Here is a 24,841-nt window from a genome sequence, read left to right on the forward strand (position 1 = left end):
TTCCAGAAATTGGCGGCGGCTCCAGGCGGGGCCAGCCGCCCTTTTTGCGCCCATAGGCCTTGACTTTTTTCCAGCTACGGAATATAATGGTTTTAATTATTTACTTATGGAAAATGGAGGGTACATATATGAGCAAAAAGTTGATTAGCCTGCTGCTGAGCTTGGTGCTGATAGTCGGGACTGTGGCGGTGCCGGGGAGGGCGGCAGACCCACCTACCACTCTTGTTCTTACACTTGATTCAAATGGTGGAAGGTTCAACACAACGCCTGGAGCGTCTGATTCTAACCAATTTAGATTCATTAATATATCATTCACAGGCCCCAGTGGTAAGTACACAGGTTTACCTGTTGCCAAAGATTTAACCCACGATGACACTACCGTTAAATTTGATGGGTGGTATGAAAATCAAAGCGGCTCAGGTAATAGGATTGTTGAAAATGATGCACTGCGTAAAACCTCAGACCATACCATATATGCAAAATGGGTTAAGAAAACTCAGACGGTGACCCTGACTGCTAATAACGGTACAATAGACGGTGGCAAGACCACTACTACCGTTGACATACCCGTTGGGACAAAATACAGCACTATATTATCGCAGTCCAAATATAGGCCCACCCGAGCCGGCTATATTTTTGCTGGATGGAAAAATGGAACTGCTTCGTTCGATACAGATAAAGCTGTAGAAAATGAAACTCCGCTCACTCTTACTGCTGATTGGAAAGAACAGTTTACTGTCACTTTCGACCCCAACGGCGGAAACGGGTCCCCCACGACAAAAACTTATGCGCAGGGAGATGAATACGGCACCCTGCCTACACCATCTCGGACAATGTATGAGTTTACCGGTTGGTTTGACGCTCAGACTGGTGGCAATAAAATAGCAGAGACCAGCACAGTTTCTGCGAACACTACACTATACGCCCAGTGGAAACCGGCAGAGCGCAAGGTCATATTCGAGCCTGGCGAAGGCACATTGGCCGATGCCGACAAAGAGAAGGTTTTAAGCCAGAAAGAGGAGAACGGAAAAATCATTTACAACTATCCTTCCCCATTACCCACCCCTTCACTAACCTACCATGATTTTAAAGGATGGTTTACTTCTGCGACTGGTTCAACTAAAATCAACGGTGGAGAGGTCGTTACTTCTACCGACCTGAATGTCCAGCTTTATGCGCAATGGACTAGAAGGACAAAGACTTTCAAAGTATTTACGGTTCCTGGTGGCACAAACGGTGAATACACATCAAGCGATAAATTTGAGGAACTTACTGTAGATTGCGGTACAACATATGCTGATATTAAGGAACCCAAAAGAGATGGATATACATTTGGTGGCTGGTGTTCAGACATTGGGTGTGCGGATACAAGCATAATTGATAACAGCCAGATTGTCACCCTGGTAAGTCCTACGCCGGATAATCTTTATGCCAAATGGGAGCCCAAGACTTATACTGTAACCCTCGACCCTAACGGAGGAGAGTTTGCCAAAGATACAGATGATAAAATTGAGGTTACGTATAATGAACAGTATGGCAATTTGCCTGGTAAGGATGAAGTAACCAAAATCGGCTACGAGCTAGAAAATTGGTATAAAACTAAGGAGCCTGTCACTGGTGAAAAGCCTGTTAAGACGGATAGTGTTGTTGATGAGGTTGACACTCACACCCTTTACGCTCGTTGGAAGCCCAGAACGTATACGGTCAACTTGAATTATGCGCTTCCTGATGATATAGAATCCGATTATAATGACACTAACAATCCCAAAAAAGTAATTCCTAACATAGCCATCGACTCCCCCCTAGCTGGCTTGCCATTAAAATCTCAAGTCCTCGGCTATGAATACAACGACACCAAATTCACTTTCTACAACTGGTACACTGAGAGCGGGGCCATGGTAAACAGCCAGACCCCACTTACGCCGGATATGCTTAATGATAAGAAGGATGGCGTTAATCTTAATGCCCGCTGGGAGTATGGTATCAAGTTCTACTATAACACCGGCACCAGCTCATCCGCGAGCAGACCAAATGAAACTGTCAATTTTATTACTGATACTCCGTATGGCAATAAGCTCCCCACTCCTACCAACACCGGAAAGACGCTGCTAGGGTGGTTTACTGCGGCAGACAATACAGGCAAACAGGTAAGTGCCTCTGATACTGCAAAGGGTGATATCACAGAACTTTACGCCCACTGGACCACCAGCGAATATGTAGTTACTCTCGACGATAACGGCGGTAAATTTAGGGATGACCAGAAAATCCGGTCACATCCTTATCAGTACGGCGACACCTATGGGGATTTTGTGACTAATACCGACTACATCCCCGACCCGCCTGCCGGCCACACCTTCATCGGCTGGTATACCGAGAAGGAGGGAGGCACTATGCTCACATCCAGCACCAGGGTCACTGAGAGCTGCACCATCTTCGCACACTGGAAGGCCGACCAGTTTAAGGTCACCCTTGACCTGGGCTATGACTCCAATACTACTGTCCATACTGTGGACTATGATACCGAGCTCTCGAAGGTGCTGCCCAGCCCTGAGCCGGACCGTACCGGGTATGCCTTTGAGGGATGGTTCGAGGATAAGGCGTTCACGAAGCCTGCCGACACGAAGCTGAAAATACAGGCGGATATCACCCTATACGCTAAGTGGAAAGAGGCCAAGCGGGTGAGTCTGGATGTAGGCGGCGGCAAGCTGCCTGAAAACACACCTGCATACATCAATGTTTATGAGGGCGGCACCTACGCGAAGCTGCCCACTCCCACCTGGCCCGGCAGCATATTCAAGGGATGGTGGACTACCCCAAAGACCGGCGGCAAGCAGGTAAAGCCCAGCGATACTGTGCCCGCGCCCAGCTCCATTCCCGAGACCCTCTATGCCCGCTGGGAGTCAAAGAAGATAACCGTATATCTGGACTATAACGGCGCTCCCGGTGAAGCCGGCAGGACCATAACCTGCAGTGTCGGCGATACCTATAAGAGCCTGCCCACGTACCTCTCCTGGGCCGGGCACGAGTTCATGGGCTGGTACACCAAGGAAACCGGCGGCGAGAAGGTTGAGAAGACTACCATCGTATCCGTGCCCTCTGACGATGTAGAGGAGCTGACGCTCTTTGCCCACTGGGGCTATACCGTGGTGTTTGAGCCCGGCGACGGCAGCGGGACTATGGATAAGGTTGCCGCGGAGATGGACCAGCCATACACCCTGCCCGAGTGCACCTTCACCGCGCCTGACGGTATGCGCTTCGGCGGCTGGGCAATAGGCTCCCCTGACGCCCCCACCCAGCCCGCAGGCTCACAGTACACTGTGGTGCGCAATCTGGCGCTGTATGCAACCTGGACCGACAAGCCCATTACCATCACTGTCACCTGCACCTCAGGCGGCTCCTTAGCCACTGACGACGGCAAGACCAACACGGTCACGGCGGAGCGCGGCACAGACGTCACCTTTATCGCCCGGCCCAACGCCGGTTACGAGCTCAAGGACCTGCAGGTTGACGGCGTGAGCTATAACTACACTGTAGAGTACACCTTCAGAAGGATTGAGGAGGACCATAAAATACACGCGGTCTTCGGGCGCATTGATGCCCCCTCATACTCCAGCTGCGACCACGGCACTAACTGTCCCCTTTCCGGCTACAGGGACTTGAACTCCAACGCCTGGTACCATGACGCGGTGCATTTCTGCATGGACAACGTGATAATGGGCGGCAGCAACAATAGCTTTAAGCCCAACGCCAAGGCTACCCGCGCAGAGGTCGCCACCTCCCTGTGGAGCGCGGGGGGCCGGGAGCCGGTGTCCGGCAATGGGCCGCTGTCAAAGACCTATCCTGACGTAGCGGTGTCCGACTGGTATTATCAGCCCATCGAGTGGGCTACCCGTAGGGGTATCTTAGCTGGGTACAGCAACGGAAGGTTTGGGCCCAACGATTCTATTACACGCGAACAGCTGGTATCGGTGCTCTGGCGCCATGCCGGGAGCCCCAAGCCCAGGAGCACGGTGCTGAGATTTAACGACGCGTCTAAGGTCAGCGGGTTTGCCTGGGACGCCATGCTCTGGGCCACTGAGAAGGGTATTATCTCCGGCAGGCCCGGCGGGTATCTGGCCCCTAAGGGGAATGCTACGCGGGCGGATGTTGCTCAGGTTTTGAAGAATTATCTTAACTGAAAGTAAATATAAAATGGGCTTTCCTTTTGGAAAGCCCTCTCTTTTTTTTGGACAGCGCCTCTTGGCCCCAATATCAATTCAGGAATACCGCTGTCATTACCAGGGAGCCGTCGATATATTCCGCAATCAACTCCCCGCCCATGCGCTCAGCCAGGGCCCGGGCTATGGACAGTCCCAGGCCAGTGGACTTGCGGGCGGCCTCTACCGTGTAGAAACGGTCGAATAGCTTCTCCACCTCTACCCCGCTCAGCGCCCGGCAGGTATTGGCAAAGCTCAGCCTTCCTTCAACCGTCAGCTCCACCCGCAGGTCCCCGTCGCTGTATTTGGCGGCGTTGCTCAAAAGGTTTGAGAACACCCTGGAGAGCGCCGCCTTGTCCAGTCTGCGCATTACCCTCTCCTCAGGCATAATTATCTCCGGCGTGATTCCCTTTTCGGTGAATACTGCATAGAAGGACGCAAGGCTTGTCTCCAGCGCCGCCCCCAGGTCCACCGGCTCCACGCTGAGTCCGCCCGGGTCTGAGAGCACCACACAGTATCTAAAAAGCTCCTCTGTAAGCGTTCGCAGCAGCTCCGTCCGGCCCTTTATTATGCCTGTATACTCCTCGGCCTTCTCTGTAAGCTCCTCCCCCTGCAGCAGCTCAAGATAGCCGCAGATAGCCGTCAGGGGCGTCCTCAGGTCGTGGGAGATATTTGTCACCGCCGCCTTCAGCTCCAGGTCTCCCTGCTGGTATCTCAGCCGCTCCCGCCGCAGGCGCCTTAGCTCGGCGTTTATTTCGGAGGCCAGCTCACGCATGGCCTTATCCCGGCTGGAGATATCTATAAGCGTGTTGGTGTCCCCACGAAGCTTCTCCTGAAAGCCCCTGGCTATCTCTCCCGCAGCACGGCGTATAAGGTGGAGCTTTATTGAGAGGCCGGCAACCGCCGTCACCAGCGCCGCCAGGAGCAGCCATAGAAACGGTCCCATTCTCATCCCCTCCTGTTCACTTAATATCCTTCCTCAGAAACCCGGCCAAACCGCATATCACAGCCAAAAACGCCACCCCCAGGGCGCTCACCCACAGCACCCACAGCTCCGGCTGCCTAAAGCCCGTGCCCATGAGCTGTATGGCCTCCCCCGCCGGGGTCACGTCCAGTATTAGCCCATAGAGCCTCCGAATGGGCTCCCTTACATAGGCCGGGGCAGTTTCAGGAATGGCAAGCCCATAGTCAAGGCGGGTACAGAGCCTCAGCAGCAGGAATACCCCCACAAAGCTGCCCACCCTTATCCAGTTCCCGGAAATCAGCAGGCTTATAAGTGTATAGATGGCTGTAAAGGAGAGGAGCACGGCGGTATAACAGCCTAACCTTGCCAGTAGCCCCGCCGCCTGCAAAGCGGTCCCTCCAAGGAGCAGCTGCCCCAGAAGCAGTGCCGGCAGAATGTACAGCCCGGCATATATCAGCCCCGCAAGATACTGCACCAGCAGGTGGCTCATGTACACCGTGCCACGGCTATGGCCCACAGCGAGCTTGTTTTTCAGCCCGCCGCTGCTGTGGTCCTCATGTATAAAGCCCACGGCTATTATGGCCTGAACATATGCCAACATGATGATAAAGTCAAGGGCCAGGCCTTCAAGCCCCTCCTCACCAAAATAGAAGTGGGCCAGGGAGTTACAAATCCCATACACAGCCATGAAGGCCCCTCCCAGCCGGAAGGGCCCCCACTGCCAGAGCCTTGATAAGTCTGCGGATATGAGCCGCCTCATTTCAGGTCCTTTCGCTTGAAGAGCAGCAGCCCCAGAACCGTGAAGCCTGCCGTCACCACAACCGAGTAGAGTGCAAGCTGCCAGACCGGGGTGGCGAGCTCTACTCTCTCCTGCTTCTCCTTGTCCCACTCCACGTGGCCCCCGCGTATTATCTCCCAGAGCTGTCCGCCGGGGGATACGTCGTTATACTTTCGCATTATACTGCGAAGGGGCTCCCTGACATAGCCTGGGTTTGGTACCATAGGCAGGTCGTCGGGGTCGGTATACTTGTTTCCCTCGTGGTCATAGAATTCATACTGCATATTGCCGTCCTCGTCGGTTACCATCAGCACCTGCTCGTAGTCGGCCGTCATATCAGGATTTGCCAGCATATCGTTCATCATCTGTGAACCGAACATCAGCCCGATGGCAAGCAGCGCACAGAGCACCAGTGCATAGCGCCCGGTTACTATGGTGGCAATAAAGGCAGCTACTGCCGCCAGCGCCGCTATGGTGAGCAGCAGAAGCCCGCTGCGGAAAACCACATCCGAGAGATCGTCGAACTTAATGCCAATGCCGCCTACAAGCACTACCACAACATGGACCACAGTGTAAAAAATCTCCACCAGCCAGACTATCAGCAGGTTTGCAATATACACCGAGCCGCGGCTGCGGCCCACGGTTATCTTGTTCCTGATGGTGCCGTCATGGTAGTCGGTGTTGATAAACAGCCCGCATACTATCGGCAGAAGTATAAAGAGCATGGGCGCGAAGGAAAGTATACATTCGTCAAGGGCAGCGTCAGCGAAGCCCTGGCTCATGTACCGCCGCTTTGCATATATCTCTATCCCCGCAAGTCCCGCCATGAACGCGGCCCCCAGCCAAAGGCGCTTGGTGTGCAGCATTGAATAAAAGTTAGCGGATAACAGCTTCATCATCTGCGCTCGCCCCCCTTCCCGGTACCCACAAGGCTCAAAAAGTAGCTCTCAAGGCTCTCGTCATGGTTCTGCACGGAGAAGACCTCACAGCCCTTTTCGCTGAGCGCGGAAATCAGCTTGCTCATATTCACCGCGTCGTAGATGTCCACCTGCTTATTGTCGAGAATCTTATACTCAAGCTGCATTTCGTCCAGCACCAGGGCCGTGGCCTGGGTGTCGGACACGTCGGCCCGTATACATTTGCGGCAGGTGGCCTCCAGCTCCTCGGCACTTATCTCCCGTATCATGCAGCCGCCGTCTATAAATCCATAGTGGGTGGCAAGCTTGTGCATTTCCTCAAGTATATGGCTGGAAATCAGCACGGTGATGTCCCGCTCCCGGTTTAGCTTTAATATGAGCTCGCGAATCTCCACTATCCCCTGAGGGTCCAGGCCGTTTACCGGCTCGTCCAGGACTAAAAAGTCCGGCTCCCCACAGAGGGCCACGGCTATGCCGAGGCGCTGGCGCATACCGAGGGAGAAGTTCTTGGCCTTTTTCCTGCCCGTATCCGAGAGGCCGACCAGCTCCAGGAGCTCCGGCACACAGGAGAAGTCCGGAAGGCCAAGCACCCGGCACTGCTGCCGAAGGTTATCCGTGGCGGTCATGTCCAGGTAGATGGAGGGGGTCTCCACCACCGCGCCCATCCTGCGCCGGGCCTTTACTATGTCCGGGCTGCCGTCGTTTATGCCGTAGAGTGAGTAGGTGCCGTAGGTGGGCATTTGAAGGCCGCAGATGAGCCGTAAGAGCGTGGTCTTGCCCGCGCCGTTTTTGCCTACGATACCGTAGATTGAGCCCTTTGGCACCGAGATGTTGAAATTGTCCAGAGCCTTGAAGCTTCGGTATGTCTTGCCCAGGGCGCTGGTCTGAAGTACATATTCCATAGGTTTACCTCCTTTTGGTGATGGGTATATAGTAAGCGCACTTGAACTGCGTTGACTACAGCATACACCGAAAAGGTTAAGAAAGCGGTTAAGAAAAGGGTTAAGATTTGGTTAAGATTTATTCCTTGCCCGCCAGCTTGAAGCCGATTCCCCAGACGGATTCTATATACTCCCGCCCGGTCACGGTCCTCAGCTTCTTCCTCAGGTTGCTCACATGGGTTTTCAGTGAGCTCTCGGTACAGTCCGGCGTGTCAAGGGAGATACGCTCCAGCAGCTGACTCTTTGTCACCACCTGGCTTGGGTTGCGCATTAACTGCCTGAGTATCGCGTACTCCGTGGGGGTGAGCCTTATCTCCTCCCCATCGTAGAAAGCACAGTGCATATTCGTGTGCAGGCCGAGCTTCCCATAGGCCAGCCGGTCATGCTCCCGCCTTGCCCCGTCCCGCAGCTGCACGGCTATCCGGGCCAGCAGCTCCTTTGTGTCAAAGGGCTTGGTCACATAGTCGGCGGCGCCTCCCAGGAGCATGTCAACCTTGCTGTCCACACCTGCCTTGGCGCTGAGCACTATAACCGGCACCCCATCCAGCCTGGGCAGCAGCTCCTCGCCGGACAGCCCCGGCAGCATCAAATCCAGGAGCACCAAATCCGGCTGTGCTTCCTCAGAGAGCAGCAGCGCCTCTGTGCCCGAGTATGCCCGCACTACCCCATACCCCGCCTGGGTCAGTATCTCCTCCAGAAGGTTGCCGATGTGCAGGTCGTCGTCCACCACAAGTATCCTGTCCATTATGCCAGAGCCTCCAGCAGCTCTCTCCTTGACATGGGGCGTATCACGCTCTCCCCTATCCTTGGGATGAGGATAAAGCGCAGGGTATCGCCGTCGCTCTTCTTGTCAAGGGCCGTGGCCTCCACTATCTCAGCCATGCCGAATCCCGGCTCAGCGGGCATACCATACCTTTCCAGCACGCCTGCAATACGCTCCCCGGTCCCTGGCTCAGTGACCCCCAGCCTCTCGCCCGCCCTGCAGGCCAGCACCATTCCTATGCCCACCGCCTCGCCGTGGGAGAGACCCTTGAAGCCGTTGAGCTTCTCCAGGGCGTGCCCGCAGGTGTGCCCGAAGTTCAGTATCATGCGCCGCCCGGTGTCCTTTGTATCGGCCTCCACAAAGTCCCGCTTAATTGAGACAGAGCGGCCTATGACCTGCTCCAAATCCTTTAGGGCCGCGCCCTGCTCCAGCCTCTCAAAGAGCTCCCTGTCGGCGATGGCGCCGTGCTTTATCACCTCCCCCAGGCCGTCGTTAAAGTAATGGCCCGGGAGGGTGCTGAGGGCGTCGGGGTCGGTTATAACAGCTATGGGCTGGTGGAACGCCCCCACAAGGTTCTTGCCGAAGGGCAGGTCTACTCCGGTCTTTCCGCCCACGCTGGCGTCAGCCTGTGAGACCACTGTAGTTGGCACCTGGGCGAAGTCCATGCCCCTTAGGAATGTTGCCGCCGCAAAGCCGCCCATATCGCCGGTGACCCCGCCCCCAAGGGTTACCACTAAATCCGTGCGGGTAAAGCCTCCCTCGCTGAGAGCCCTATACATATCGCAGACCGTGCTCATCAGCTTATACTCCTCCCCCGCCGGGAATATAAACTCGCTCACCGGGAATCCCGCGCCCTCAAGTGAGGCCCGAAGCTTATGCCCATAGAGCGGCGCAACATTGCTGTCGCTTATGAGCATTACCCGGGTCCCGGGCTTCTTTAGCGGGCGCAGTAGCTCCCCGGCCCTGCTCAACGCCCCCCTCTCCACTGTGACGGTGTAGGGCTTATCTGTCCTTACTTCTATTTTCATTTTGCTATCTCCTCTCTCAGCCTGCCTGCCGCTTGATGTCCCCGGCCTTTCTCAAAAGCTCCCGGAGCTCTGCCTCCTCACCCTTATCCACCGCGTCCCTTATGGCCTTGAGGTTGCCGATAAGCTCGTCCAGCTCTACCGTCAGAGCCTTCTTATTGTCCAGGAACAGCCTGCTCCAGAGCACGTGGTTTATGTTGGCAACCCTGGAGACGTCCCTATAGCTTCCTGCCGAGAACCCCTGATGGTCCTTGCACCTGGGGCTCGTCACATAGGCGCAGGCCAGTGCGTGAGGCACCTGGGAGGTAAAAGCTATAAGCTGGTCGTGGCGCTTTGGGTCCGTGCGGACTATCCTGCCGAAGCCCATAGAGAGTGCCTGCTGCTCCACCAGGTCCACCGCCCACTGTGGGGCCTTTCCCGGCACTATGATGTACGAGGCCCCCACAAAGATACTGGGGTCGCTGGCCGAAAAGCCGCTGCGCTCCTTACCCGCCATGGGGTGGCCCCCCACGAAGACGTACCCGCCCGCCAGCTCCTCCATCCCCGCACAGACCGCAGTTTTAACGCCGCAGGTGTCCGTCAGCACACAGCCCTCCTTTAGCTTCGGGCCGTGCTCCCTGGCAAAGTCCAGGGCCCCGCCGGGGTATACGCAGAGGTATACCATGTCCGCGCTTTTCAGGTCCTCTAAAGAGGCCTTGCCGTCTATAGCCCCGCAGGAGCAGGCGTCTAAAAGGGAGTCCTGGTCCGTATCCATACCCAGCACCTGGTGGGAGGTGTTTTGCTTCAGGGCCTTCGCTATGGAGCCGCCGATAAGCCCCAGGCCGACTATAACTATCTTCATAGGCTGTGCACCGTGCCGAAGACCGTGTTGACCTTCTTTACCAGGCTGTCAAACTGTGCGGGGGTGATGGACTGGGCCCCGTCGCATAGGGCGTGGCTTGGGTCGTTATGCACCTCTATAATGAGGCCGTCCGCGCCCACGGCAGCCGACGCAATGGCTAAAGGCTCTATTAGCCAGCTTATCCCGCTGGCGTGGCTGGGGTCCACTATTACCGGCAGGTGGGATAGCCGCTTGAGCACCGGCACCGCCGAGATGTCCAGGGTGTTGCGGGTCATGGTCTCATAGGTGCGGATACCCCGCTCACAGAGTATCACCTGCTCGTTGCCCTCGGCCATTATATATTCTGCGCTCATTAAAAGCTCCTCAATGGTGTTTGCAAGGCCGCGCTTTAGCAGGATAGGCTTGCTCAGTTTCCCCAGGCGCTTTAGCAGCTCGAAGTTCTGCATATTCCTCGCCCCCACCTGTATGACATCTACATCCTCAAACAGGGGCAGATGGTCAATGCTCATTATCTCCGTTACAATGGGCAGCCCGGTCTTCGCCTTGGCCTTTGACAAAAGCTCCAGGCCCTCGGCCTTCATGCCCTGGAATGCGTATGGCGAGGTGCGGGGCTTAAAGGCGCCTCCCCGTAGGAAAGCCGCCCCCGATTTCTTCACGCTTTCGGCAACCCCGCAAATCTGCTCCTCGCTCTCCACAGAGCAGGGCCCGGCGATTAGGGCCAGTGAGCCGCCGCCTATTTTCTGCCCGCCGGGGAGGGTTATAACGGTGTCCTCAGGGTGGAACTTGCGGTTGGCCTTTTTATAGGGCTCCTGGACCCGGCGCACATTTTCCACAACATCCTGCGCGGCTATATACTCCTCGTCCACAGCGGTGGTGTCGCCGATAAGGCCCAGCACGGTGCTGTGGGCGCCCACCCAGGTGTTTACCTGCACGTCATAGGAGTCGGTTAGCTTCTCTATGAAGCTGTCCACCTTTGCCTGGGGCTGGTCTGCTTTCAGTACGATAATCATGATTTTTACTTCCCTTCATGTAAATTTTGCAAAAGAAAAAGGAGCCGCAGCTCCTCGGTAGGAGTCTGCCCGGCTCCGCAGCCTGCGGGTATTCCCGCGTAAAACCTATCCTCCCCGCCGCTTGCACAGAGCGGCGTTAAGAGGCAGCGCAGCCGTATGTAACTCTCCACGCGGAAAAAGCCCGCGCGGTAAATCGCAGGCTGATAAAATAGTAAAATCGTTTTGCGTAAGATGTAATCATCCGGCTTGCTCCTATATCTTGGTCTTTTGATATTTTAACCCATATCTCTTGGGTTGTCAAGATTTTTTTCTAATTTGGCAACCCGCCTGGCAACGGTCAGCGGAGGCGCGCCGGCGTCGATTATCACGTCCGCCGCCGCCCAATAGAGTGGTATGCGCTTCTCAAAAAGCTCCCTTATCACCCTTCTGCGGTCAGGCACCTGCAGGAGGGGCCTGCGCTTATCGTTTTTTAGGCGCTCCTGCAGCGCTGCCAGGGGAGCGTCCAGAAAGACTATCAGCCCGTTCCTGCTGTGAAAAGCCTGCACATTAGCATCGCTGAGCACCGTCCCCCCGCCGCTGGCGATTATCAGCCCCGGTGTGCCGGCGACCTCCTGGACGGCCTGCCGCTCCCGCTCCCTAAAGCCCTCCTCGCCGTACTCTGCGAAAATCTCGCTGACGGACATACCGGCCTTCTCCTCTATATAGCTGTCAAGGTCACATAGCTCCCGACCCATGAGCTCTGCCGCCCTGCGGCCCACGCTGCTCTTGCCGCAGCCCATGAAGCCGCAGAGGATAATATTCCCCCTCATGCTCCCCCTCCGAATCTCACAGCCAGCTCAGTCTGGGCGTCGGCAATGAGCTGTAGTATATCCTCGTTCCTAAACTCAGTATCGTACCATATCTTGTGGGAGTATGCCGCCTGGCAGACCAGCATACCCATGCCCGGCACAGTCTTCCTGTGAAGCTCACCCGCCAGCTTCAGGAGCCTTGTCTCCCCAGGATTGAACACCGCGTCAAACACCGCCTCACAGCGCTCCACCACCTTGCCGCTCACCGGGCAGGCATCGGGGTTTGGGTACATGCCCACGCTGGTGGTATTCACCAGCAGTCCGTAGTTCTTATCAGGCTCAGCCTCCAGCTCCCGGTAGCTCATGACGGTTATGAGGAACTTCCTGTCCCCCCGAGTCCGGGCGAAGCCTGCAAGCTCCTGGGCCAGGGCACTGGCCCTGTCGTATGAGCCGTCCCGGTGGACTATGGTGATATCAAAGTCACGCTGCTGTATCGCCGCCTGAAAAGCTATCGCCCGGGCCGCGCCGCCGTTGCCAAGGATAAGCACCCTCCTGCGGAAGTCCAGGCCGTGTATGGAAAGGGATACCGCCGCCCCGGGCCCGTCGGTGGTGGAGCCGTAGAGCCTGCCGTCCGTCACCTTCACCGTGTTCACTGAGCCGCAGAGCCTTGCGCTCTCGTCCATATCCTCAAGATATGGTATAATGCCGCTCTTATGGGGAATGGTGATGTTAAAGCAGTCTAGCTTACGGAGCGCGGGCAGGGCCTGCTCTATATCCGGCACGTCTATGACCTGATATTCCATTGGGATATTTGATAATTCAAATAGGCGTTTCTGAATAAACGGGGACATTGTATGGCCGATTGGGTGCCCAATCACCGCCGCTTTTTGGGGTTTCAAGGGATATCTCTCCTTTTTTTATGCTTTCAGTCGAAATTTTTTCAAATTCATAGTTGACAAAGCACGTCTCAATTTATACAATTATAGGGACGAAAGACTGCCGGCCCGAATGTGATTATATCATACCCTTTGCCGGTCTGTCTACCCCGGGAGCGGGGAAAGCCCCTTTATTGGGACGCCAAAGATAAAAATTATAGGAGGCAGTAAAATGGTACTGGAAAAGATTAAGGCCATACTCAGTGAGCAGTTCAGCGTAGAGGAGAAGGAAATCACCGCGGACACCCTGTTGGAGGACGACCTGGGCGCGGACTCCCTGGACGTGGTGGACCTGCTGATGACCATCGAGGACGACTTCGAGGTTGAGATTCCCGACGAAGAGGTCGAGAACATCAAGACCGTCGGCGCCCTGGTAGAGTACATCGAGAGCCACTCTCAGGATTGACCTTACTTTGACGTTACCCAAAAATGCCTGGACGGTCTGTCCGGGCTATTTTATTATGGCGTATGCCGCATGAGATATAAAGGAGCATATAGAATGATAAAGAATTTTCAGTGTGTGAATATCAGCTCCAAGGACCCAAAGGCCCTGGCGGACTTCTACACGGCTATTGGCGCGCCCGTATCCGTAGAGGACGGCTGCTATGACGGATGGAACATCGGTTCCCCGGATAAGGGCGGCTATGTCTGTTGCTGGGACGAAAACAGGTGGGGAAAATCCACAGCCGGGTTCGTCACCATCGTCCTCAACTGCGACGACGTACAGCGGACTTACGAGGAGATAAGGGCAAAGGGCTTTGATATCGACCCGCCCAGGACCGCCGAATGGGGCGGCAAGGAGCTGACCTTCAAGGACCCGGACGGCAATATCGTGATGATACTGTGATGGAGGTAAATTTATGCAGATGAAGCTGGGGCACGTCAAACTGGGGGTCAGCGATATAAAGCGCTCGGTGGAGTGGTACACCCAGGTGCTGGGCTTTGAGGTGGACAGCTTCACCCCGAAGGACGAGCCCACTTACTATGATTTTAAAGGCACCGGGGCCACTTTCTCCATCGGTCAGGCGGAGCACAGCGGGATATACCACGGCGGCCGCACCAACTTCGAGGTGGAGGACGTAGACGGCCTGTGGGAGAGTCTGAAGGGCAATGCCACGGTGGTGGAGTCCATCTGGGACACACCCTGGGGGACCAGGAAGTTCACCATCGCCGACCCCGACGGGAATGAGCTGGGGTTCTCGAAGCAGGTGTGAAATGTACTTGTAACGCTTGACAATCCGGCATATGCGGGGTATAATAATAACAGAAAAGGATACTGCCTGCGCTTTCATGCGACTACCGGCGGTTAGCCTTGTTGACTAAGAGTTTTTTAAACAGTTAGCCGTTTCGGGTGCCATCCGGACGGCTAACACGCTTTTGGGGCTAGGTACATGATTACCGCTAAAGCAATCAGTACACATATTGCAATGCGCAATATTTTCCGTCCCATACACGCGCCACCTCCCTTCGTGTAAACCCCGGGAAATGAATCACCCCCTTTCGGGTGAAGTGGCTAACCGCCTTTATTGCATATTCACGCAGACAGTATCCTTGTGTAAGCCCCGATTACCGGGGCTTCTTCTATTTTACTGTCCCTTTCGCGGCTTGTCAACAAAAATCCCTTGCAAATCCCCCGCCGACCCGCTATAATAGTCCCAAAGCGAAAAAGAGAGGACGGTTAAATAATGGCACAACAAAAGAAGATGGTGGAGGACATCACCTCCATGGAAGTGGACTTTGCCAAGTGGTATACCGACGTGGTGAAAAAGGCGGAGCTGGCGGACTACTCCAGCGTCAAGGGCTGCATCGTCTATGAACCATATGGCTACGCCATATGGGAGAATATACAGCGGGAGATGGATACCCGCTTCAAGAAGCTGGGGGTGCAAAACGTCAGTATGCCCATGCTCATACCCGAGAGCCTGCTCCAGAAGGAAAAGGACCATATCGACGGCTTCGCCCCCGAGTGCGCTGTAGTCACCCAGGGCGGCGGCGAGGCGCTCTCTGAGAAGCTCTATATCCGGCCCACCAGCGAGGTGCTGTTCTGCGAGCACTACCAGAAGAAGATACATTCCTATAGGGATTTGCCTAAGCTCTACAACCAGTGGTGCTCGGTGGTGCGCTGGGAGAAGACCACCCGGCCCTTCCTGCGTGGCATGGAATTTCTGTGGCAGGAGGGCCACACCATGCACGAGACCGCCGAGGAAGCAGAGGAGTTCACGCTGAAGATGCTCCGGGTCTATGAGGAGGTATATAGGGACGCCCTGGCTATTCCCCCTGTAGTTGGCAGGAAGACCGAGAAGGAGAAATTCGCCGGCGCCGAGGCCACCTATACACTGGAGCCCATGATGCACAACGGTGTGGCATTGCAGGGCGGCACCACCCACTACTTCGGGGACGGCTTCTCCAAGGCCTTCGGCATAACCTTCACCGGCAGGGACAACCAGCTCCACGCCCCCTTCCAGACCTCCTGGGGCATGAGCACCCGCTTAGTGGGCGCGGTAATAATGGTCCACGGGGACGATAACGGCCTGGTGCTGCCCCCCAGGATAGCGCCCATACAGGTGGTGATAGTGCCCATCGCCCAGCATAAGCCCGGGGTGCTGGAGAAGGCCCGGGAGCTTTGCGACAGGCTCAGTGAGAAATTCCGGGTTAAGCTGGATGACTCCGACAACTCCCCCGGTTGGAAGTTTGCCCAGTATGAGATGCAGGGGGTGCCCCTGCGCATAGAGATAGGCCCCAGGGACATTGAAAACGGCCAATGCATGTTTGTGCGCCGGGACACCGGGGAGAAGTTTACCCGCAACTTAGATACCCTGGAGGAGAAGGTTGCGGCTTCCCTTGACATCATCCACGACAGTATGCTCTATAAGGCCCAGGAGAATTTTGACTCCAAGACCTTTGTGGCCCATAACCACGAGGAGTTTCTTGATATCGCCAAGAATAAGCCCGGCTTTATCAAGGCCATGTGGTGCGGGGACAGCGCCTGCGAGGATAAGCTCAAGGAGGAGACAGGCGGCGTTAAGAGCCGGTGCATACCCTTTGAGGAGGAGCATATCTCCGACGTGTGCGCCTGCTGCGGGAAGCCCGCAAAGCATATGCTTTATTGGGGCAGGCAATACTAAAATATTGCCCTTTGAGCCAGCTCGACGTTTACCATAACTATAAGTCCGCCCCCCGGACAAAATATTTTTATTAAAACCTACAAATAACTCTTGCCTTTTTTTCCCTTATGTATTAAAATAGGGGTGTAACCAATATGCAGGGCTCAAACCGGTCCGCGCATATAATAATAGGAGGATGATTCCCATGGCTAAATTAAAGATAGGCTTTATCGGCTGCGGCGGTATCGCCAACCAGAAGCACCTGCCCGGCATGTCCCAGCAGACTGAGTATGTTGATTTGTGCGCATTCTGCGACCTTATCCCTGAGCGCGCCGAGAAGGCTGCCAAGGAGTACGGCACCCCCGACGCCAAGGTCTACACCGACTACCACGAGCTGCTGGCTGACCCCACCATCGACGCCGTGCACGTGCTGACCCCCAACATCGCCCACTGCGAGATTACCGTTGCCGCTCTTGAGGCCGGCAAGCATGTCCTCTGCGAGAAGCCCATGGCTGCCACTCCCGAGGATGCCCAGAAGATGCTGGACGCCCGTGACCGTACCGGCAAGATGCTGACCATCGGTTACCAGTACCGCCACTTCCATGAGAACGCTGTGGCCCGCAAGGTCGTAGCTGACGGCTGGCTGGGCGACATCTACTACGCCGAGGCCACCTATCTGCGCCGCCGCGGTGTTCCCACCTGGGGCGTGTTCACCGACAAGTCCAAGCAGGGCGGCGGACCCCTGATTGACATCGGCACCCATGCACTGGACAACACCCTGTTCCTGATGAACAACTATGACGTCGACTACGTTGTCGGTACCTCCTTCGAGAAGCTGGGCCGCCTGCTCACTCCCGATGTACAGGGCCAGAACAACTGGCGCGGCGAGCCCGACCACTGGAACAACGAGACCTATGACGTTGAGGACTCCGCTGTAGGCCAGATTAAGATGAAGAACGGCGCTGTTATCAACCTTCGCGCTTCCTGGGCCATGAATATGGCTGAGAAGGCTGGCTGCGACAATGCTGCTCACACCCTGCTCTGCGGCACCAAGGGCGGTCTTGACACCATGGAGGGCCGTGTACGCCTGAATCATATCGTTGCCAACGAGCAGACCATCTCCTGGGTCGGCGATAAGATTATGGGCTATATCCCCGGCTTCAGCACCGGCCCCGCCCCCATCTCCAAGGAGCATGACATCTGGGTCAAGGCCCTGCGCGGCGAGGGCGAGCTGTTTGTCACCGCTGACCAGGCCTTCATCGTCACCAAGATTCTCGACGCCATCTACCAGTCCTCCAAGACCGGACAGGCCATCAAGTTCTAAGCCGGGCGCGGGGTAAATACTAATGGAAAACATCAATTTACAGCTCTACTCCTTCGGCCATGACTGCAATCTCAGCGCCGTTGAGAAAATCAAGTGCGCCGGTGAGATGGGTTACGCCGGAGTGGAGTTTGCCCAGGACTATAAGGACGTACCCGCCGAGGACATTAAGAAGGCTCTTGCTGAGGCTGGCGTCAAGGCTGTCTCCGCCCATGTGCCCTTCGAGATGATGGGCGAGCACCTGCCCTACCTTGCGGAGCTCGGCGTGAAGTTCGTGGCCTGCCCCATGACCTCTTTCTGCGACGCAGAGGAGGCCAAGGAGGTTGCCCAGGAGCTCAATAAGTGGGGAGCCGAGGCCAAGAAGTACGGCATTACCATCGGCTATCACAACCACACCCAGGAGTTCAATAATGACCAGGACAAGTACCTGATGGACTGGGTCATTGAGAACACCGACCCTGAGACCGTAGCCTTTGAGATAGACTGTGGCTGGGCCTCTGCCGCCGGCATTGACCCGGTAGAATACATCAAGGCCCACGCCGGGCGTATCGCCGCCATCCATATTAAGGAGAACGGCGCGGTTATCGGCCCGGATAAGGCTAACTCCAGGAAGAATCCCCCTGAATGGCCCAAGTTTGAGCTGGACGAGAACGGCAAGCCCATCTTCCCCCCTGAGTTCATCAAGATGATGCAGGAGAGGGACAAGCTCAATGTTCCCACCGGCAGCGGCATTGTTGACTGGAAGGCCATCAAAGCAGCTGCGGACGCTCAGCGCGACGGAGTTATCTACGTTGTGGAGCGCGAGGCCAGCTATGACGGCAAATCCCGCGTGGACTGCCTGAAGGAGGATGTGGCCTGGCTGAAGGCTAACGTCTGATTTCTACTATTCCCATTCCCAATATAGAAGGGCCCTCTGCAATGGTAAATTCGTTTACTATAAGCGGAGGGCCTTTCCTGACAAGGAGGTCGTATATGAACCGCTGCCTTTCCCTGCTGCTGTCCCTTACGCTGGTGCTGGGGACTCTCACCGGCTGCTCCGGCGGCTATAAGGACGGCATGGATTTTGTCTATGCACTGCCCCAGAATGTGGACACCCTGGACCCTCAGACCGCCGCCCGCCAGTCCTCATACCTTGTGATAGGCTCCATCTTCCAGGGGCTATGCGGCATTGACGACCAGGGGGAGGTGGTCCCGGGCGCCGCCAAAAAGTGGGAGGCAAATGCCGACTACACACAGTTCACCTTCCATCTGTATAAGGACGCAAAATGGAGCGACGGCAGGCCGGTCACCGCCGACGACTTCCTCTTTGCCATCCAGAGGGCCCTGCTCCCGGAGACGGCTACCCCGTCGGTGGACGACCTCTTTGTCATCCAGGGGGCCAGGGCTGTGTATAACGGGGACGCGGACCAGAGCTATCTAGGGGTATGGGCCCAGGACGAGCACACCCTGGTGGTCAGCCTTGAGCGCAGCTATGCGGACTTCCCCGCCCTCACTGCCGGCGCGCACTATATGCCCTGCAACCGTGAATATTTCGAGGAGTGCTCCGGGCACTACGGCCTCTCAGCAGAGTATCTTATCACCAACGGCCCCTTCACCTTCCAGAGTATCTACTCCTGGAGCACGGACCCGGGCAAGCGCCAGATAGTGCTGGTCCCCTCGGACAACTACCGGGCACGGGACAAGGTTGCCCCTGCTACGCTCACCTACCTTATCGACTATGAGGACTCTCTCACAGAGGACCCGGTGGGCTCCCTTATAGCGGGGAAGATAGACGTTACGACTCTGCCGGAGAATGACGCAGAGCTTGCCGCCGACAGCGGCTGCGGGGTGCAGGTGATGGACGACGCCGTGACCGGGCTGCTCTTTAATTCCCAGGCTGGCATATTGAAGTACCCCCAGGCCAGGGAGATATTCACAAAGCTTATCGACCGCCAGGACCTTTTGGACCGGCGCATGGATAATAACTCTGAGGAGGCCATGGGGCTCATGCCCAACTGTGTCCACTGGAACGGCGGGAGCTACTACAGCGACGGCGCCCGCATTTATACTCTCCAGGACGACGGAGTTTTAGAGAGCTCCCTGCCCTCGTTTCTGAGCCTTACGGACAATGAGCGTATGCCTAATATTACGGTTATCTGTCCAAACGACGAGGAGTCAGTGAATATCGCAAACGGCCTTTTGGTGTCCTGGAACAAAAAGCTTGGTACTGCCTATAATATCGAGCCCCTGGACGACGGCGAGTTCCAGGCCCGCATTGCCAGCGGGGACTATCAGGCGGCCCTTTACACCCTGCGTGCCGGAGGCACCACGCCCTACCAGGTGCTCAAGGCCTTTGAGAGCAGCTCCACTCCCATGCTCCTGAACAGCACGGACTTTGACAGCCAGCTCCACTCTTTGAGCTTCGGGCTCTCGGCCTACCGGGAGCTGGAGGAGTACCTTCAGGAAAATGGTATCTTCTACCCCCTTTTCACCGACAAGACATACTATGTAACCAGCCCAAACAGCCAGGGTATATCCGCCTCCCCCGACCTGCGCATAGACTTTTCGGCGGCGAAGAAATCCGACTGAGGAGGGATTTTCATGCCCGTAAAGAAAACGCCGCCCGGGTACGGCTCACTGGAAAAAGCCATAGGAAAAAGTATGGACCTGACGGAGTTTGGGCAGGACCCCAATATGCGCATTATTGATGACAAGCTCATGATGGCGGCAATGAAGATCGCCATAGGCCAGGAACTCACCCAGCGCCAGATGGAATGCCTCGCCATGTACTTTGGAGAAAGGCTCACCCTAAAGGAGATAGGCCTGCGCCTTGGTATTGGCAAGTCCACGGTGTATAAGCATATTGAGACAGGCAAGGCAAAAATCCGCCAGGTGCTCATGTACGCCCTGGCCTTTAAGCGGGCCATGGAGGAGGACGGCTGAACATGTATAAAAAGTACCCCCGCTGTAAAAAGCAGGGGTATTTTCTTTAGGTGCGCTTCCATGCCAGGGGCACGAACAACATTATCATCGGGAAAAGTTCCAGCCTTCCGGCAAGCATATCGAAGGTCAGCACCAGCTTGCTGTGCCAGGAGAAGGCGGCGTAGTTGCCCATTGGACCCACCATGTCAAGGCCCGGGCCGATATTGTTAAGGCAGGCTATGACCGCCGTGGCGTTTGTCTCAAGGGAGAACTCGTCCAGGGCAATGAGGAATACGGAGAGGACCATTATGCCCATATACAGCGCCAGATAGCTGTAGGTATTCTGTATGACCTCCTCTGACACCGTCCCGCCGTCCATATGCACCTGGGACACGGACCTGGGCCGGAGCATCCGCTTTACACTGCGCCGCCCGGCCTTCATCAGCAGGAGCACCCGGGCCACCTTCATGCCTCCTCCTGTTGACCCGGCGCAGGCTCCCACGAACATCAGGAGCACCAGCAGGGTCTTGGAGAGGGCAGGCCACTCATTAAAGTCGGCAGTGGCAAAGCCTGTGGTGGTCATCACGGAAGAGACCTGGAAGGCCGCCTGGTGCAGGGCTTCGCCCATATTCACGTACTGGGGTAGGATGTCAAAGGCAATCACCAGAATGCTGCCTATCATAATGCCCAGATATAAAAGCATCTCCTGATTCTTCAGCACCTTCATAAACTGCCTGAGAAGCAGCAGATAGAATATGCTGAAATTCACCCCAAACAGGGCCATAAACACCGTGCAGACCCCCTGCAGGTAATGGCTGTAGCCCATAAGGCTGTCGGCTTTAATACCGAAGCCGCCGGTGCCCGCCGTGCCAAAGGCTGTGGTTACGCTGTCGAAAACCGGCATACCTCCAAGGAGCAGGAGCACTATCTGCAATATTGTCAGGCCGATATATATGGCATAGAGTATCTTGGCGCTGTCCTGGAGCTTTGGCACCAGCTTGTCAACCTGGGGGCCGGGGCTCTCCGCCCGCATTACGTGCAGCAGGGAGTTCTTCCCTTTGCCCATGGGGATTACAGCCAGCAGAAATACCAGCACGCCCATGCCTCCCAGCCAGTGGGTAAAGCTGCGCCAGTACAGCAACCCCATCGGGAGGGCCTCAATATCTGACAGTATACTCGCCCCGGTGGTGGTAAAGCCCGAGACCGTCTCAAACAGGCAGTCTATATAGCTTGGCACCGCGCCGCTGAGACAGAAGGGCAGCGCCCCTATAAGGGACACCACCACCCAGCAGAGGGCCACGCTGAGAAAGCCCTCCCGGGCGCTTATCTGCCTGTCGCTTGGAGGCAGCAGGAACGAGGAAAGGCTGAGCACGGCAGACAGCACTATGGTCGCCGCAACACCTATGACCGAGCCGGTCTCCCCCTGGAAGAAGGATATGCCCAACGAGGGCAGCAGGCAGACCGCCTCCACCCGAAGGATATAGCAGATAAGCCGCAGTATCATCCTATAATTCATTGCCCCGCCCCCTTAGTCCAGGAAGATATCCCGAAGGTCCTTAATGGCCCGGTCGGCGGTGGCGACTATAATCACCGTGTCCCCGGCCTCTATGCAGTCGCTGCCGCTGGGGATGATGGTCCTGCCATGGCGGTTAATACAGGCGATAAGGGTCCCGGGCTTAAGCCGGAGCTTTAGGAGGGTCTCCCCCAGGTGCGGGGTGTTCTTACCCACCTGGAACTCCAAGGCTTCCACCTTGTCCTCCACTATGCGGTGAAGGGTCGCCACAGTGCCGCCGCTCCTGTTGCCCATGGCCCGGACATAGCGCATAATGTCCGTGGTGCATAGATCCTTGGGGCTCACAGCGCAGTCTATGCCCTTGTCCACCAGAACCTCGTTGAACTCGGTGCGGTTTATCTTGGTTATCACCTTATAGGTGCCGAGATAGTTTGCGTACATGGAGATTATCAGGTTCTCCTCGTCGAAATCCGTAAGGGTCACCACCGCGTCGGTCTTGGCAAGCCCTTCTGTATCCAGGATGTTCCTGTCGGAGCCGTCGGCGTTTATTATTGTGGCCTTGGGCAGATTTTCAGACAGCTCCTGGCAGCGGGCCGGGTCCTTCTCTATCAGCTTCACATCTACCCCGGATTTTATAAGCTCGGTGGCAAGATAGAAGCCTATGCGGCTGCCGCCAATTATCATTACATCTTTTATCTTCCGCTGTGAGACTCCCATATTCCTAAGGAGCTTTGCAAGGTTGCTGGAGGAGGCTGTCACGTGGAGCCTGTCCCCCTTCTGGAGCTGGAAGCCGCCGCCGGGGATATAGACCTCGCTGCCCCGCTGGACGGCGCAGACCAGCACCTTTACCTTTACCTTCTTGTCAAAGTCCATAAGCTTGCAGCCGTCAAGGGGGCTGTCCTCTGAGAGCTCCACCTCAACTATCTCCACCCTGCCCTTTGCAAAGGAGTCCCGCCTCAGAAAGGAGGGGAACTGCAGGAGCCTATATATCTCGCTGGCAGCCGCCAGCTCCGGGTTTATCATCATGGAGAGCCCAAGCTCTTCCTTCCAGTCGTAGAGCTGGCTGAAATATTCAGGGTTGCGCACCCTGGCTATGGTGTTGGCACAGCCCAGCTTATGGGCGGTGATACAGCACAGCAGGTTGGTCTCGTCCATAGAGGTGGCGGCAATGAGCAGGTCGCTTGAGCCCACATTCGCCTGGTTCTGGGTCTTGATAGTAGCGCCGTTGCCGTGGACAACATTTATGTCCAGGGACTGCTGGGCCTCCTCCAGCACCAGCTTGTTGTTATCAATGACCACCACATCGTGGCCTTCCTTTGCCAGCTGCACCGTGAGGGCCGAGCCCACCTTGCCATCGCCGGCGATAACTATCTTCATTTATATGACCTTCCCTGATTTCATGATTTGGCCGGCTGAAAAACCGCCGCACCTATATTATCACAAATATCAGAAACCTGCAACACTTATTTTTGGAGCTCCGAGGTGCAGTGGGGACAGCGGGCGGCGTCGATGTGAATCTCGCTTTTGCAGTAGGGGCAGGTCTTCGTGGATACCGGGGCGGGGGCTTCCTCCTTTTTGCGGCGCAGGCTGTTTATGGTCTTTATCAGCAAAAACAGCACCAGGGCTATCAGCAGGAAGTTTATCACCGCCGCGATAAATGCGCCGTAGCGCAGCACGTCCTCCTCCCCCGGGCCTATCTGTACTGAAAGGGCGGCAAAGTTCATCCCGCCGGTGAGCAGGCCCAGCAGGGGCATAAACAGGTCGTTCACCAGCGAATTAACTATCCCGGTAAAGGCCCCGCCGATAATCACGCCGACAGCCATGTCAATAACATTTCCCCGGGAAATAAACTCCCGGAATTCCTTTAAGAGCTTCATTTTTATCCTCCTCTTTGGGCTGTTTTAAGGTATATTATCCCATACTTTCCCCGGAAAAGCAAGCCCGTCTGTAACAGGTTTGTACCGCCGGAATATAGTAGTATTGAAGTATTCCCAAAACCTAGAAATCAGGAGCTGATTTATATATGATACCTATAAAGCCTCCTTCCCTGGAGAGCCTGTCCCCAGGCCAGAGCGCCCGGGTCGCCTCCCTGCCTGAGGGCGGGTCCATGCGCCGCCGGTTTCAGGACCTTGGGCTGATTGAGGGCACCATTGTCCAGTGCCTGTATAAAAGCCCTCTCGGTGACCCCAGCGCATACCTTATAAGGGGGGCTGTAATAGCCCTCAGAAAGTCCGACGCCAGGACCGTTGCCGTGGAGCCCATCCCCGGGATTGAATCCGCGGGCTCGCCTATAATAGAAAAGGCGGTGCGACATGGAGCCGTCTAGCATGGCCCCGGAGGGGCTTGAGATAAGAAAGCACCAGGAGTCCGACCGGGTGATAGCCCTCTGCGGCAACCCGAACGTGGGCAAGAGCACTATCTTCAATGCTCTTACCGGGCTTCGTCAGCATACAGGTTATTTAATATATGGTAAAAACCCGCCTTGCCTAAGCAAAAGCGGGTCGTAGTTCATAAGTTTTTCACTTTACGCATAACGCTCTGATAGGCCCTGCCGTTCACCACCCGCAAGGTCTCCATGAGCTCATCCATCACCGCCCAGGCCTTTGCAGGCTCCTTGCCCCTCACAGCGCGAAGAAAGTCGCTGTCACCATACAAGCCAAGAGGCTCCTCCGGTGCAGTATAAGGCACCGGAAGCCCTGCCGCTTTGGAAGCCGGTTCTTTGCTCCCCACTATCTCATCCCGGCAGGCATAGAGCGCTGCCAGAGCTACACAATGTTCCAGCTTGCTGGCCTCCTGCTCGTACCTGGATATCCAGTATTCAATTTCTCTGATATCCAGCACTGG

The 24,841-nt window shown here is 56.0% G+C and carries 24 protein-coding genes and 1 pseudogene; 11 read left to right on the forward strand and 14 right to left on the reverse strand.

What is annotated here, in order from left to right:
* Positions 1 to 128: 128 nt before the first annotated feature.
* The gene (locus D5270_RS10035; protein WP_166543978.1) at positions 129 to 4,178 is read left to right on the forward strand and encodes an InlB B-repeat-containing protein; all 4,050 of its coding nucleotides are present in this window, start codon (positions 129 to 131) and stop codon (positions 4,176 to 4,178) included.
* A 73-nt stretch (positions 4,179 to 4,251) separates the two neighbouring features.
* On the opposite strand, the gene D5270_RS10040 is transcribed toward D5270_RS10035, so the two are convergent.
* The 10 genes from D5270_RS10040 to D5270_RS10085 all read right to left on the reverse strand — a co-directional run bounded on the left by D5270_RS10040 (position 4,252) and on the right by D5270_RS10085 (position 13,122).
* Positions 4,252 to 5,142: a sensor histidine kinase gene (locus tag D5270_RS10040; protein WP_166543979.1), complete on the reverse strand. Its 891-nt coding sequence runs from the start codon at positions 5,140 to 5,142 to the stop codon at positions 4,252 to 4,254.
* Positions 5,143 to 5,158: 16 nt separating this feature from the next.
* Positions 5,159 to 5,920, reverse strand: coding sequence for an ABC transporter permease subunit (locus D5270_RS10045; protein ID WP_166543980.1), 762 nt, complete (start codon positions 5,918 to 5,920; stop codon positions 5,159 to 5,161).
* A complete protein-coding gene (locus D5270_RS10050) occupies positions 5,917 to 6,837 on the reverse strand; it encodes an ABC transporter permease subunit (RefSeq protein ID WP_166543981.1) in 921 nt (306 codons plus the stop codon). Before D5270_RS10050 ends, D5270_RS10045 begins: the two co-directional genes overlap by 4 nt.
* Positions 6,834 to 7,757, reverse strand: coding sequence for an ATP-binding cassette domain-containing protein (locus tag D5270_RS10055; protein ID WP_161474115.1), 924 nt, complete (start codon positions 7,755 to 7,757; stop codon positions 6,834 to 6,836). The genes D5270_RS10050 and D5270_RS10055 overlap by 4 nt, the downstream gene beginning before the upstream one ends.
* Positions 7,758 to 7,875: 118 nt before the next feature.
* On the reverse strand, positions 7,876 to 8,541 hold the full coding sequence (locus D5270_RS10060; protein ID WP_166543982.1) for a response regulator transcription factor: 666 nt from the start codon (positions 8,539 to 8,541) through the stop codon (positions 7,876 to 7,878).
* Positions 8,541 to 9,587 (reverse strand): 3-dehydroquinate synthase, encoded by a 1,047-nt coding sequence (aroB, locus tag D5270_RS10065; protein ID WP_166543983.1) that lies wholly within the window; start codon positions 9,585 to 9,587, stop codon positions 8,541 to 8,543. The genes D5270_RS10060 and aroB overlap by 1 nt, the downstream gene beginning before the upstream one ends.
* Positions 9,588 to 9,603: 16 nt before the next feature.
* Positions 9,604 to 10,425 (reverse strand): prephenate dehydrogenase, encoded by an 822-nt coding sequence (locus D5270_RS10070; protein WP_166543984.1) that lies wholly within the window; start codon positions 10,423 to 10,425, stop codon positions 9,604 to 9,606.
* Entirely contained in the window at positions 10,422 to 11,435 is a 1,014-nt protein-coding gene (gene aroF, locus D5270_RS10075) for a 3-deoxy-7-phosphoheptulonate synthase (protein ID WP_166543985.1), read from the reverse strand. Before aroF ends, D5270_RS10070 begins: the two co-directional genes overlap by 4 nt.
* A gap of 275 nt (positions 11,436 to 11,710) precedes the next feature.
* Positions 11,711 to 12,244, reverse strand: coding sequence for a shikimate kinase (locus D5270_RS10080; protein ID WP_166543986.1), 534 nt, complete (start codon positions 12,242 to 12,244; stop codon positions 11,711 to 11,713).
* On the reverse strand, positions 12,241 to 13,122 hold the full coding sequence (locus D5270_RS10085) for a shikimate dehydrogenase family protein (RefSeq protein WP_166543987.1): 882 nt from the start codon (positions 13,120 to 13,122) through the stop codon (positions 12,241 to 12,243). The genes D5270_RS10080 and D5270_RS10085 overlap by 4 nt, the downstream gene beginning before the upstream one ends.
* Positions 13,123 to 13,330: 208 nt before the next feature.
* Here D5270_RS10085 and acpP point away from each other — a divergent pair, with 208 nt between their 5' ends.
* From acpP to D5270_RS10125, 8 genes are all read left to right on the forward strand, one after another.
* The gene (gene acpP / locus D5270_RS10090; protein ID WP_161474107.1) at positions 13,331 to 13,564 is read left to right on the forward strand and encodes an acyl carrier protein; all 234 of its coding nucleotides are present in this window, start codon (positions 13,331 to 13,333) and stop codon (positions 13,562 to 13,564) included.
* A 93-nt stretch (positions 13,565 to 13,657) separates the two neighbouring features.
* Positions 13,658 to 14,005, forward strand: a complete 348-nt coding sequence (locus tag D5270_RS10095; protein ID WP_166543988.1) for a VOC family protein — start codon at positions 13,658 to 13,660, stop codon at positions 14,003 to 14,005.
* A gap of 13 nt (positions 14,006 to 14,018) precedes the next feature.
* Positions 14,019 to 14,372 (forward strand): VOC family protein, encoded by a 354-nt coding sequence (locus D5270_RS10100; protein WP_166543989.1) that lies wholly within the window; start codon positions 14,019 to 14,021, stop codon positions 14,370 to 14,372.
* Between the two features lie 471 nt (positions 14,373 to 14,843).
* Positions 14,844 to 16,283, forward strand: a complete 1,440-nt coding sequence (gene proS / locus D5270_RS10105) for a proline--tRNA ligase (protein WP_166543990.1) — start codon at positions 14,844 to 14,846, stop codon at positions 16,281 to 16,283.
* Between the two features lie 184 nt (positions 16,284 to 16,467).
* Complete coding sequence (locus D5270_RS10110; protein ID WP_166543991.1) at positions 16,468 to 17,586, forward strand: Gfo/Idh/MocA family protein; 1,119 nt, start codon at positions 16,468 to 16,470, stop codon at positions 17,584 to 17,586.
* 22 nt (positions 17,587 to 17,608) lie between these two features.
* The gene (locus tag D5270_RS10115; RefSeq protein WP_166543992.1) at positions 17,609 to 18,460 is read left to right on the forward strand and encodes a sugar phosphate isomerase/epimerase family protein; all 852 of its coding nucleotides are present in this window, start codon (positions 17,609 to 17,611) and stop codon (positions 18,458 to 18,460) included.
* Between the two features lie 95 nt (positions 18,461 to 18,555).
* Positions 18,556 to 20,151 (forward strand): peptide ABC transporter substrate-binding protein, encoded by a 1,596-nt coding sequence (locus D5270_RS10120; RefSeq protein WP_166543993.1) that lies wholly within the window; start codon positions 18,556 to 18,558, stop codon positions 20,149 to 20,151.
* A 12-nt stretch (positions 20,152 to 20,163) separates the two neighbouring features.
* Positions 20,164 to 20,505 carry a sigma factor-like helix-turn-helix DNA-binding protein gene (locus D5270_RS10125; RefSeq protein ID WP_166543994.1) on the forward strand — a complete coding sequence of 114 codons (342 nt, stop codon included), beginning with the start codon at positions 20,164 to 20,166 and terminating at the stop codon, positions 20,503 to 20,505.
* 46 nt (positions 20,506 to 20,551) lie between these two features.
* On the opposite strand, the gene D5270_RS10130 is transcribed toward D5270_RS10125, so the two are convergent.
* The 3 genes from D5270_RS10130 to mscL all read right to left on the reverse strand — a co-directional run bounded on the left by D5270_RS10130 (position 20,552) and on the right by mscL (position 23,874).
* Positions 20,552 to 22,000, reverse strand: coding sequence for a TrkH family potassium uptake protein (locus D5270_RS10130; RefSeq protein WP_166543995.1), 1,449 nt, complete (start codon positions 21,998 to 22,000; stop codon positions 20,552 to 20,554).
* Positions 22,001 to 22,012: 12 nt separating this feature from the next.
* Positions 22,013 to 23,374, reverse strand: coding sequence for a Trk system potassium transporter TrkA (gene trkA, locus D5270_RS10135; protein WP_166543996.1), 1,362 nt, complete (start codon positions 23,372 to 23,374; stop codon positions 22,013 to 22,015).
* An 86-nt stretch (positions 23,375 to 23,460) separates the two neighbouring features.
* On the reverse strand, positions 23,461 to 23,874 hold the full coding sequence (mscL, locus tag D5270_RS10140; protein ID WP_166543997.1) for a large-conductance mechanosensitive channel protein MscL: 414 nt from the start codon (positions 23,872 to 23,874) through the stop codon (positions 23,461 to 23,463).
* Positions 23,875 to 24,020: 146 nt separating this feature from the next.
* Between mscL and D5270_RS10145 the strand changes: the two genes are divergently transcribed.
* Positions 24,021 to 24,323, forward strand: a complete 303-nt coding sequence (locus D5270_RS10145) for a FeoA family protein (protein ID WP_166543998.1) — start codon at positions 24,021 to 24,023, stop codon at positions 24,321 to 24,323.
* Positions 24,310 to 24,453: pseudogene (locus tag D5270_RS10150) on the forward strand (FeoB small GTPase domain-containing protein); the annotation flags it as partial. The gene D5270_RS10145 and the pseudogene D5270_RS10150, both read left to right, overlap by 14 nt.
* 52 nt (positions 24,454 to 24,505) lie before the next feature.
* Here the strand turns inward: D5270_RS10150 and D5270_RS10155 are convergent.
* The gene (locus tag D5270_RS10155) at positions 24,506 to 24,838 is read right to left on the reverse strand and encodes a hypothetical protein (protein ID WP_166544000.1); all 333 of its coding nucleotides are present in this window, start codon (positions 24,836 to 24,838) and stop codon (positions 24,506 to 24,508) included.
* Between the last annotated feature and the right edge of the window lie 3 nt (positions 24,839 to 24,841).

The organism is Acutalibacter sp. 1XD8-36, from assembly GCF_009917525.1.
GTDB lineage: Bacteria > Bacillota > Clostridia > Oscillospirales > Acutalibacteraceae > Acutalibacter.

Excerpts from the sequence above, each read along its gene's own strand:
- D5270_RS10035 (WP_166543978.1), top strand. The coding sequence starts at position 129 with ATGAGCAAAAAGTTGATTAGCCTGCTGCTGAGCTTGGTGCTGATAGTC.
- D5270_RS10040 (WP_166543979.1), bottom strand. The coding sequence starts at position 5,142 with ATGGGACCGTTTCTATGGCTGCTCCTGGCGGCGCTGGTGACGGCGGTT.
- D5270_RS10045 (WP_166543980.1), bottom strand. The coding sequence starts at position 5,920 with ATGAGGCGGCTCATATCCGCAGACTTATCAAGGCTCTGGCAGTGGGGG.
- D5270_RS10050 (WP_166543981.1), bottom strand. The coding sequence starts at position 6,837 with ATGATGAAGCTGTTATCCGCTAACTTTTATTCAATGCTGCACACCAAG.
- D5270_RS10055 (WP_161474115.1), bottom strand. The coding sequence starts at position 7,757 with ATGGAATATGTACTTCAGACCAGCGCCCTGGGCAAGACATACCGAAGC.
- D5270_RS10060 (WP_166543982.1), bottom strand. The coding sequence starts at position 8,541 with ATGGACAGGATACTTGTGGTGGACGACGACCTGCACATCGGCAACCTT.
- aroB (WP_166543983.1), bottom strand. The coding sequence starts at position 9,587 with ATGAAAATAGAAGTAAGGACAGATAAGCCCTACACCGTCACAGTGGAG.
- D5270_RS10070 (WP_166543984.1), bottom strand. The coding sequence starts at position 10,425 with ATGAAGATAGTTATAGTCGGCCTGGGGCTTATCGGCGGCTCCATAGCG.
- aroF (WP_166543985.1), bottom strand. The coding sequence starts at position 11,435 with ATGATTATCGTACTGAAAGCAGACCAGCCCCAGGCAAAGGTGGACAGC.
- D5270_RS10080 (WP_166543986.1), bottom strand. The coding sequence starts at position 12,244 with ATGAGGGGGAATATTATCCTCTGCGGCTTCATGGGCTGCGGCAAGAGC.
- acpP (WP_161474107.1), top strand. The coding sequence starts at position 13,331 with ATGGTACTGGAAAAGATTAAGGCCATACTCAGTGAGCAGTTCAGCGTA.
- D5270_RS10095 (WP_166543988.1), top strand. The coding sequence starts at position 13,658 with ATGATAAAGAATTTTCAGTGTGTGAATATCAGCTCCAAGGACCCAAAG.
- D5270_RS10100 (WP_166543989.1), top strand. The coding sequence starts at position 14,019 with ATGCAGATGAAGCTGGGGCACGTCAAACTGGGGGTCAGCGATATAAAG.
- proS (WP_166543990.1), top strand. The coding sequence starts at position 14,844 with ATGGCACAACAAAAGAAGATGGTGGAGGACATCACCTCCATGGAAGTG.
- D5270_RS10110 (WP_166543991.1), top strand. The coding sequence starts at position 16,468 with ATGGCTAAATTAAAGATAGGCTTTATCGGCTGCGGCGGTATCGCCAAC.
- D5270_RS10115 (WP_166543992.1), top strand. The coding sequence starts at position 17,609 with ATGGAAAACATCAATTTACAGCTCTACTCCTTCGGCCATGACTGCAAT.
- D5270_RS10120 (WP_166543993.1), top strand. The coding sequence starts at position 18,556 with ATGAACCGCTGCCTTTCCCTGCTGCTGTCCCTTACGCTGGTGCTGGGG.
- D5270_RS10125 (WP_166543994.1), top strand. The coding sequence starts at position 20,164 with ATGCCCGTAAAGAAAACGCCGCCCGGGTACGGCTCACTGGAAAAAGCC.
- D5270_RS10130 (WP_166543995.1), bottom strand. The coding sequence starts at position 22,000 with ATGAATTATAGGATGATACTGCGGCTTATCTGCTATATCCTTCGGGTG.
- trkA (WP_166543996.1), bottom strand. The coding sequence starts at position 23,374 with ATGAAGATAGTTATCGCCGGCGATGGCAAGGTGGGCTCGGCCCTCACG.
- mscL (WP_166543997.1), bottom strand. The coding sequence starts at position 23,874 with ATGAAGCTCTTAAAGGAATTCCGGGAGTTTATTTCCCGGGGAAATGTT.
- D5270_RS10145 (WP_166543998.1), top strand. The coding sequence starts at position 24,021 with ATGATACCTATAAAGCCTCCTTCCCTGGAGAGCCTGTCCCCAGGCCAG.